An 8,911-nucleotide genomic window follows, 5' to 3' on the forward strand; every position below is an offset into this window, starting at 1 on the left:
CGGCTTCCTATGACCAACACGAATGAAACTATTCAAGCTAATCAAATTAATCAAGCAAGTCAGCGAAACAGCCATTTGGTATTGGGTGGGGCTCGTTCTGGTAAGTCTAGTTTTGCAGAGCAACAAGCATTATGTGCGCTTGAAGCATGTTCAAATGGACGCCTCAATTATATTGCGACAGCGACATATCTTGATGATGAAATGCGAAAACGAATCGCGCACCATCAACAACGTCGTGGCGAGCAGTGGATTGAGCATGAAGTACCCGTCGAATTAGCCGAAAAACTGCAGTCTTTTGAGAAAGAAGATGTGGTATTGATTGATTGCCTAACCTTGTGGTTGAACAACATCATCTTTGAACTGGGTGATGACGCAACTAATGAACAGGTTGAAGCCGTGGTTGAAGTATTGGTCAAAAGCGTCGAGCAAAGTCCGGCGCAAATTATCATGGTCTCTAACGAAGTCGGTTTAGGTGTGGTGCCGCTGGGTAAAGTGTCTCGCTTGTTTGTGGACAATGCAGGACGAATGAACCAAGCGCTAGCTCGCGTCGTTGAGCGCGTCACGCTGGTTGCTGCCGGATTGCCGCTGCACTTAAAACCATCTAATCACTTGCTTGATATTCAAGGCTAGGTCGCACACATGGTCAATGGAACAACCAAAAACATCTATTTGTTAAGACATGGCAAAGTCGAAGGAAAAGCTGCGCTCAATGGTTTATCTGATGTGCTGGTCAACTCTGATCTTCAAGAACAGATATGTGAGGCACTAACTACACAAGACATTACCTTTGATAGCGTGGTTAGCTCTCCACTAAGACGATGTGGTGATCTCGCGAGCTTGTTTGCAGAGCGTATGTCTGTGCCTTTATCAGTTGCATCGGGTTTTCAGGAAATGAACTTCGGTGAAGTAGATGGTGTCCCATTTGATGAACTTGAAGACAAGTGGGGAATGTTAGAAACCTTTTGGAAAGACCCTGCTAATCATCAATTAACTGGCGCAGAAAGTTTACAGAGCTTCCACGACAGAGTAACTCAAGCTTGGTCGCAACTTTTGAATGATTCAAGTGACAACATATTGTTGGTTACTCATGGTGGTGTGATTCGCATACTGCTAGCGCACTGCCTTAATATTGATTGGAAAAACCCGAGTTTGTACTCGAAGTTATCGATAGAAAACGCATCGATAACGCATATTCAAATCACTCAGTTTGCGCAGAGCTTTATCAGCGTTAAATCGATAGGGATACCTGTTCTCTGAGTGTTCAAAAAACACAGTTTAAGAATTAACAATCTTTTAGATCTGTAAATAGAAACAGAAATATAAATAGAAGTATAAAGCGGCGTTCACAGCCGCTATACCTGATTGGTATTACTACCTACGTGAAAGGAATTTAGTCATGACAACACCAAGTTGGGATCTAAGCATTGCTTATAGCGATCTTAATGATGCAAAAATCGAACAGGACATTGAACTCATTCAGCAGTGCATTGAGCTGTTGAACCTACACGTTGAAAAGCGTCATATCATTCTAGCGATGCAAAACGCGATTCAGACTTCAGAAGCGGCAGGCACGTTACTGAGTACAATCAACACCTTCGCTAATTGCCACGCATCGGTCGACGCGACACACACAGAAGCGAAAGCATTGCTTGGTCGTGTAGCGAAGCTGAACTCTGAAATGTCTCAAGCGTTCAGCCCTTACGAAGATACGCTAATTCACGCAGAACCAGAATTTATTGATGCAGTATTAGAGCATGATAGTGCGGACGTAGCAGGGCAGCGCTTTGCGATTGAAAGCTCTCGTAAGTTATCAAGCAGCCGACTCAGTGTTGCTGAAGAGCAGTTATTAGCAGCGATGAAGGTTGATGGTCGTGACGGATGGGGTCGTTTATACGATAACCTAACCGGATCTTTAAAACTGTCGCTAAAGCTGGACGGTGAAGAGGAAGCCCTAGGCTTTTCACAAGCCGCGAGCCTGTTGTACGGCAGCGAATTCGACAAACAAGAACCAGCATGGCGCGCGGTTCAAGGTGCGATGAAAACGCACCAAGAGTCTTTTGCTTCGATTCTAAATGCATTGGCGGGTTGGCGACTGACTGAAAACAAAAAGCGTTCGAAGATTAGCGATGTGCATTTCCTAGATCCAAGCCTACACGGCAGCCGCATTGTGCCAGAAACGCTAGACACCATGATGTCGGTAGCGAAAGCTAATCGAGCTGTTGGTCAGAAAGCAGGTTTGTTAATGGCAAGAGTTCACGGGCTAGATGAAATGAAGCCTTGGAATCACTTAGCTGCGATGCCGCCGCTGGGTGACGCTGAATCTAAGGTTTACCCATTTGATGAGGCGATCGACGTGATCAAAACTGCGTTCGCTGAAGTAAATCCAGAGATGGCTGATTTTGTCGCTTTGATGGTTGATAATGGTTGGATTGATGCCGCACCAGCAGCCAACAAACGTTTAGGCGCTTACTGCACCAAGTTTGCTGCTACACGCACTCCGCTTGTGTTCATGACATGGAGCGGTAGCCGCTCAGATTTAATGACATTGGCACACGAGTTAGGCCACGCGTTCCACAACTGGGTGATGAAAGACATGCCGTTGTGTCAAACACGCTACCCAATGACGCTGGCAGAAACCGCTTCGATCTTTGCTGAAAATATCGTTCGAGACCATTTGTTAAAACAAGCACAAACACGTAATGAGAAACTTGAAATGCTGTGGGAAGAGCTTTCTTCTTCTTTGGCATTAATGGTGAACATTCCCGTTCGTTTTGAGTTTGAAAAAGCCTTCTACGAGCAGCGTGAAAAAGGCGAGCTAACGGCTCAGCAGCTGTGTGACTTGATGGAAACGACTTGGAAAGAGTGGTATGGCGATGCAATGACAGAAGCTGACCCTTACTTCTGGGCGAGCAAACTGCATTTCAGCATCTCTCAAGTAAGCTTCTACAACTACCCATACTTGTTCGGTTACCTGTTCAGTAAAGGTGTTTACGCTCAGCGCGATGCGAAAGGTGAGCAATTCTACGGCGATTACGTTTCGTTGCTTCGTGATACGGGCAGCATGATGGCGGAAGAAGTCGTTCAAAAGCACTTAGGAATGGACCTGACTCAAGCTGATTTTTGGCAACAAAGCATCGACATGGTCAAAGTTCAAATCGATGAATTTGAAAGATTGCTCGATCAGGAAGATTAATTGATCTCAATCTGTTCATAGCAGGTAAGAGCTGTGTTAGCTTACGTGGCTCTTATCTTGCTGGCATAACCTGAGATAAGCCGAAACAACCAAAAGTCTCTTTAAATAGAGAAAGTTATTTGGAACAGATGTCGGTTAGTAAAGTCAGCAGGTAATATAAAAATATATGGGTAGTATTTGTGAGTGATAACGGAGTTTCTGTTGATAAGTGCGATCCTAGCAACACAATTTCTATGTACAATTTATTAACATACGGCCGTGCAATTAAGGAGTAGCGCATGACGAAGACCCTCTTTCGCCAATCATTTCTTTTTGACAGCCTAGATCTTGAGCAAGAAGTGTTTGCAGGACAGACCGTACTGAGTAACGGTGTTCAAATTAAGCTTCATCAACGCGGTGTCTTGGAAGTGATTCCCGCGGATTTTAATTCTGAAACCAAGAACATCATTTTTTCAACCGGTGTTCATGGCGACGAAACTTCACCAATGGAGCTGATCGATAAGCTCATTGAGGATATTGAAACAGGTTTCCAAGTAGTAAACGCGAGATGCTTGTTTATCATAGCTCACCCAGAAGCCACTAACGCGCATACTCGTTTTCTTGATGTGAACATGAATCGTCTGTTTGATGAAAAGCAGTACGAGAGCAATCGAGAAGTGGATATCGCGAAGAACTTGAAGTTCTTGGTGACTGAGTTTTACAAAGAAACGGAACCTGCCACTCGTTGGCATCTAGATTTGCACTGTGCAATCCGTTTATCTAAGCATTACTCGTTTGCAGTGAGCCCTAAAGTTCGCCACGAAGTACGCAGTAAAGAGCTGTTTGATTTCATTAACAGTGCGCACGTGGAAGCAGTGTTGTTGTCAAATGCGCCAACCAGTACATTCAGTTGGTACAGTGCTGAAAACTTTGAAGCGCAAGCACTGACAATGGAGCTAGGGCAGGTAGCAAGAATTGGTGAGAACCAGCTTGATAAGTTAACTGCTTTCGATTTGGCAATGCGCAATTTGATTGCTGAAATAGAACCAGAGCATTTACCAAAGAAAACCATTACTTATCGCGTAAGCCGAACCATTGTTCGTTTGCATGATGACTTTGACTTTATGTTCTCTGATGCCGTTGAAAACTTTACGGCGTTCAAGCACGGTGAAGTGTTTGGTCATGATGGTGATAAGCCATTGATGGCGAAGAATGAAAACGAAGCGGTGGTATTTCCAAATCGTAACGTTGCTATCGGTCAGCGAGCGGCCTTAATGGTGTGCGAAGTTGAAACACGATTCGACCACGGTCAGCTTGTGTACGATTAATACCGAGCCGGGTTAAAGCGAGCAAAATAACCGCTCAACTGGTTGAAATATCAAGGTTCACATTACGGTGTGAGCCTTGAGTTTATTTAGGGATACAGGTAAGGTTACGCGAACAATTTCAAAGTAGCTTGATATGGATTTCCAACAACTTCTTCACCAAAAACAGCGAAAATGGACCCGAGCCATTTATCTGATGGCTGCACTGCTTGTCACGCTGAGTGCGATTTATCTAATGGTTGGCGATCTCTTCATTTCCCCTCTGGGCACCATGTCCACGTTAGAACAAAAACTACTGATTGATTTACGCTTACCTCGACTATTGGCGGCTATTGCGATCGGGGCTGGGTTAGCTGTATCTGGCGCAAGCTTACAAGTCTTATTGGGTAACGTATTAGCAGAGCCAGGTGTGCTCGGCATTTCTGGTGGCGCAAGCTTGGCGATGGTGATCGTGCTGTTCTTCTTGCCGTTTGCTCCTACGCCTGAATTATTTATGATTGCCGCCGTTTTAGGCTCGCTTTGTTTCACCGTGATACTGGTGAGCATGGTAAAAACGATGCGACTCACTACCGCGAAACTTTTGCTGGTGGGCGTGGCGTTAGGTATTCTTTCTGGTGCGATGGTGACGTGGGCATTCTATTTTAGTGATGATCTTAGCTTACGCTTATTGATGTATTGGCTAATGGGTAGCTTGGGTGGTGTAACTTGGTACCAACACTCGCTCACGTTAGTCATGATCCCCGTTATTATCTGGCTGTGCCTGCAAGGTAGCAAGCTAGACAAACTCATGATTGGCGAGACCCATGCTGCGCAGTTAGGCGTGAACGTTCCGAGATTACGTTGGCGTTTAATCTTCGCTGTGTCTATTTTAGTCGGCTGCGCAGTAGCGTTAGGTGGCGTGATCAGCTTTGTGGGTTTGGTTGTGCCACACTTACTCCGTTTAGCGATTGGTACCGACAACCGATACCTTCTTCCTTTGTCTGCCGTTGCCGGTGCCGCGTTACTGGTGTTTGCTGATATTTGCGCACGTACATTACTCGATTCTGCGGAATTACCCTTGGGTGTGATGACAACCAGTATCGGTGCACCAATCTTCATTTGGATGTTAATTAAAAATCATGATTCAAATTAAGAGCCTGAGCGTCGGCGCTCGTTTATTACCACTATCATTTGAGCTCAAGCAAGGGCAGGTGACTCATGTCATCGGTCCTAATGGCAGTGGGAAAAGTACCTTATTAGAAGCGATATCTGGCGTTGGTGATGGCTACAAAGGTGATATAAAGTTCGACGGACAAGACTTGTCAGTATTATCACTACAAGATTTATCATTGCATCGCGCTTATCTTTGTCAAAGTGCAAGGCCCGCCTTCAACTTGGAAGTCTTCCAATACCTTGCGTTATCACTGCCAAGTTCATCACATGGCCTTGATACTGAAATCAACACGGCTTTGGAAGAGATAAGCCAGATGTTGGACATCACAGACAAACTTCATCGTTCAATTCAGACACTGTCTGGTGGTGAATGGCAACGCGTTCGTTTGGCGGGAATGTGCCTGCAAATTTGGCCGACGCTCAATCCTTACGCAAAGCTCCTGATCCTAGACGAACCTGCAGCGCCGTTGGATATTGCTCAAGAAGCGTTGCTGTATAAGCTCATTGAACGAGTGGCTGAGAAGGGCATTGCGGTTATTATGGCTAACCACGACCTGAACCGAACCTTGAGGCATGCCGACCAAGTACTGCTGCTCGAAAAGGGCGTACTACAAGCATCTGGCAGTGCAGAGCAAGTGCTTGTGCCTGAACAGCTAGAATCCGTATTTAACACGCAAGTAAAAAGCATCTCGGTCGACAATCAAACTTATCTGCTGTTTGGTTAACTTAAGCTCATCAATACAAGGCAATCTATATGTTTAGATATATTCAACGACGACGAATCAAGAAAGTAATCAAATCACTTTCTGCAAAGTTGGTGAAAGCGTACGGAAGCAGTGACTTTTTCTCTATTGGGCAAGTAGAAACGAGTTCATGTGAATTAAGTAAGCGCCAACAACTGGTTGCCTTAGCATTGTTTGCTGATCCACAAGACCTTGCTGCTGAAATTGCTCCAGCCATTCAATTGCTGCGTAATAATGTGTCTAATGACTTCTTCGGTGGTGAGGAATATAACGCGCGTGATGTACTTAATTTGTTGGGCGGTGGCGGTTGGAAGGGCGGTCGTATGGACGATGATATGTCGAATCGATTTGGCATGAATAGCCGCTATTAGTTTAGCTCGTTCAAATTAACGTTTAATGATTTATCCATTTATAAACGTATACGCTCAATAGCTTAGCGACTTTACAGCAGTCTCAACAACGTAATAATAATGATGATAAAAAGCACTCAATATCATTATTTATGCGAGCGTTCCACTCCAATTAATTCAATGAAAAAATACCTTCCTAGCGATCTATTTTCTTAGGGAATGCGTAATTTTTGTCGGTAAAAATTGATAATTCGAACCAATATCATCTATCTCTAACGCATTTCTTTGAGTTGTGTGATTCTGATTCCTTTCAAAATAAATCCCACTTTTATTGATAGTTATGACGTATATATTTTCCGTGTTCTTTAAGTCAGAAACTATAAACCCTCGAACTGCAATATTGATTAGTAAATGTCCAATCAATATTTCATATGGGGGTAAAATAATAGAGAGTGGGAAAGTGAAAACAGCAAATAATAATATTCTAAAAATAGCAGTGGGGATGGCTATGCTATCCAGCGTACCATCAGTAGCAAACGCTCATGGCTGGTCTGAATTTCCAAGTGCACGTCAGAATACGTGCTATGAACAAGGCGGGGTTTGGTCGGGTACACCACCAAATGCAGCATGTGCTCAAGCAAAAGAGATTTCAGGGTCATATCCGTTCGTTCAACGCAACGAGTATGCGAAAAACATTCAAGACTTCAACAACATCAATGCAGTGAAAGCGGCGATTCCAGACGGCACGTTATGTTACGCCAATGATTCGCAAAAACGTGGCATGGGTGCACCTCATACAGGTTGGACTCGCACCGAGTTAAGCACTGGTACATTTGAATATGTATTCAATGCGACAGCGCCACACAACCCTTCTTTCTGGGAGTTCTACCTAACCAAACCAAACGCCGACCTGAGCCAAGGCCTAGCGTGGGGAGATTTAGACCTTCTCCAAGAAGTTGGGAATGTTCCTGTAAGTGGTGGCAAATACCGTATCAACGTAACGATTCCTTCAGACCGCTCTGGCGATGCAATCTTATACGTACGTTGGCAACGTGACGATGCTGCAGGTGAAGGTTTCTACAACTGTTCAGACATCACTATCACGGGGGGAGCAACTCCACCACCAGATCCTACACCTCAACCTGATCTAGTCCGTGGCGACCTGTTTGTTTCTGACCAGTTTGGTACGCCAGAAATTGGTGATACGGTTAAGTACGACATCATCAACAAGTACGGTGAAGTCGCGCGTAGCTTCGACATCGTTATCGACGCTTCAAACGTTAACGATTGGGCTCGCTTGTTGGCTTCAGAGATTAACGGCTGGCACGAAGAGTTTAAAGATGGCGCGATCTTCATTGGTGATTGGCACACTGAAATGCAGCACTACATGTACTTCCAAAACGATCCTTCACGTAACTTCTTTAACTCAAAAGATAGCCGTGCTTCTGGTCAGTTAACGCTGATTGATGGTGGCGACGGTGGTGTTGAACCATTAAAAGGCGACATCTACGAGCTAGTGAAGAGTGACAACGTAGTGAATGCTGGTGACAAAGTTGTGATTGCAACAAGTGAAGCGGCGACATTGACTCAAACTCAAGGCTCTTCAGTAAGCATTCAAAATAACGGCACGGCTTCTATCGTAGTTGATACCACTGGCATCACTGCAAACGAAACTCTATCGTTTATGGCTAGCTCGATTGAAAGCGAAAGTGTTGAAACTTTCACTTTTGAAGTAATTGCTGATGACGGTGGCGTAACACCAGACCCAGATCCAACGCCGGATCCAGATCCGACTCCTGACCCAGACCCTACGCCAGATCCAGGTACGTGGGACTCATCAGCGACTTACCTTGGTGGCGAAGTCGTGACTTACTCGAACCAGTCATGGAAAGCACAATGGTGGGTTCAAGGTGGTACTAACCCTAAAGCGACTTACGAAAATGACAAATGGGGCGTTTGGCGTCCAGCCAACTAATCTTAACTATTGTTAGTTAATTAGCCTTGCAATAATAACCAAGACACCACACTTTTTGACGAGTGTGGTGTCTTTTTTAGCGTCTGCATTTGCGGTTTTGAATGTCATCAGCCTAGAAAAAGTGATTCAGGAACGGAGTCTTAATCACTCAGCACGGCTCTATAAGAAGATGAGAGTTATATAGAAAACAAGAG

8 protein-coding genes are annotated in these 8,911 nt (G+C 44.7%); all 8 read left to right on the forward strand.

Features of this window, described 5'->3' with window-relative positions:
* Positions 1–9 precede the first annotated feature (9 nt).
* The 8 genes from cobU (at position 10) to AB4623_RS01610 (ending at position 8,717) form a co-directional block, all read left to right on the forward strand.
* Complete coding sequence (gene cobU, locus AB4623_RS01575; protein WP_372145610.1) at positions 10–630, forward strand: bifunctional adenosylcobinamide kinase/adenosylcobinamide-phosphate guanylyltransferase; 621 nt, start codon at positions 10–12, stop codon at positions 628–630.
* Positions 631–639: 9 nt separating this feature from the next.
* The gene (gene cobC, locus AB4623_RS01580; RefSeq protein WP_017059155.1) at positions 640–1,257 is read left to right on the forward strand and encodes an alpha-ribazole phosphatase family protein; all 618 of its coding nucleotides are present in this window, start codon (positions 640–642) and stop codon (positions 1,255–1,257) included.
* Positions 1,258–1,396: 139 nt separating this feature from the next.
* The gene (locus AB4623_RS01585) at positions 1,397–3,193 is read left to right on the forward strand and encodes a M3 family oligoendopeptidase (RefSeq protein WP_017066161.1); all 1,797 of its coding nucleotides are present in this window, start codon (positions 1,397–1,399) and stop codon (positions 3,191–3,193) included.
* Positions 3,194–3,471: 278 nt separating this feature from the next.
* A complete protein-coding gene (locus AB4623_RS01590) occupies positions 3,472–4,500 on the forward strand; it encodes a succinylglutamate desuccinylase (RefSeq protein WP_372145612.1) in 1,029 nt (342 codons plus the stop codon).
* Positions 4,501–4,633: 133 nt separating this feature from the next.
* Entirely contained in the window at positions 4,634–5,629 is a 996-nt protein-coding gene (gene btuC / locus AB4623_RS01595; protein WP_065112385.1) for a vitamin B12 ABC transporter permease BtuC, read from the forward strand.
* Positions 5,616–6,374, forward strand: a complete 759-nt coding sequence (gene btuD, locus AB4623_RS01600; RefSeq protein ID WP_102427812.1) for a vitamin B12 ABC transporter ATP-binding protein BtuD — start codon at positions 5,616–5,618, stop codon at positions 6,372–6,374. The genes btuC and btuD overlap by 14 nt, the downstream gene beginning before the upstream one ends.
* A gap of 29 nt (positions 6,375–6,403) precedes the next feature.
* Positions 6,404–6,763, forward strand: a complete 360-nt coding sequence (locus tag AB4623_RS01605) for a DUF6559 family protein (RefSeq protein WP_102320089.1) — start codon at positions 6,404–6,406, stop codon at positions 6,761–6,763.
* 487 nt (positions 6,764–7,250) lie between these two features.
* Positions 7,251–8,717: a lytic polysaccharide monooxygenase gene (locus tag AB4623_RS01610; RefSeq protein ID WP_372145628.1), complete on the forward strand. Its 1,467-nt coding sequence runs from the start codon at positions 7,251–7,253 to the stop codon at positions 8,715–8,717.
* Positions 8,718–8,911 lie beyond the last annotated feature (194 nt).

This window comes from Vibrio sp. 10N.222.52.C12 (assembly GCF_041474215.1).
GTDB lineage: Bacteria > Pseudomonadota > Gammaproteobacteria > Enterobacterales > Vibrionaceae > Vibrio > Vibrio crassostreae_C.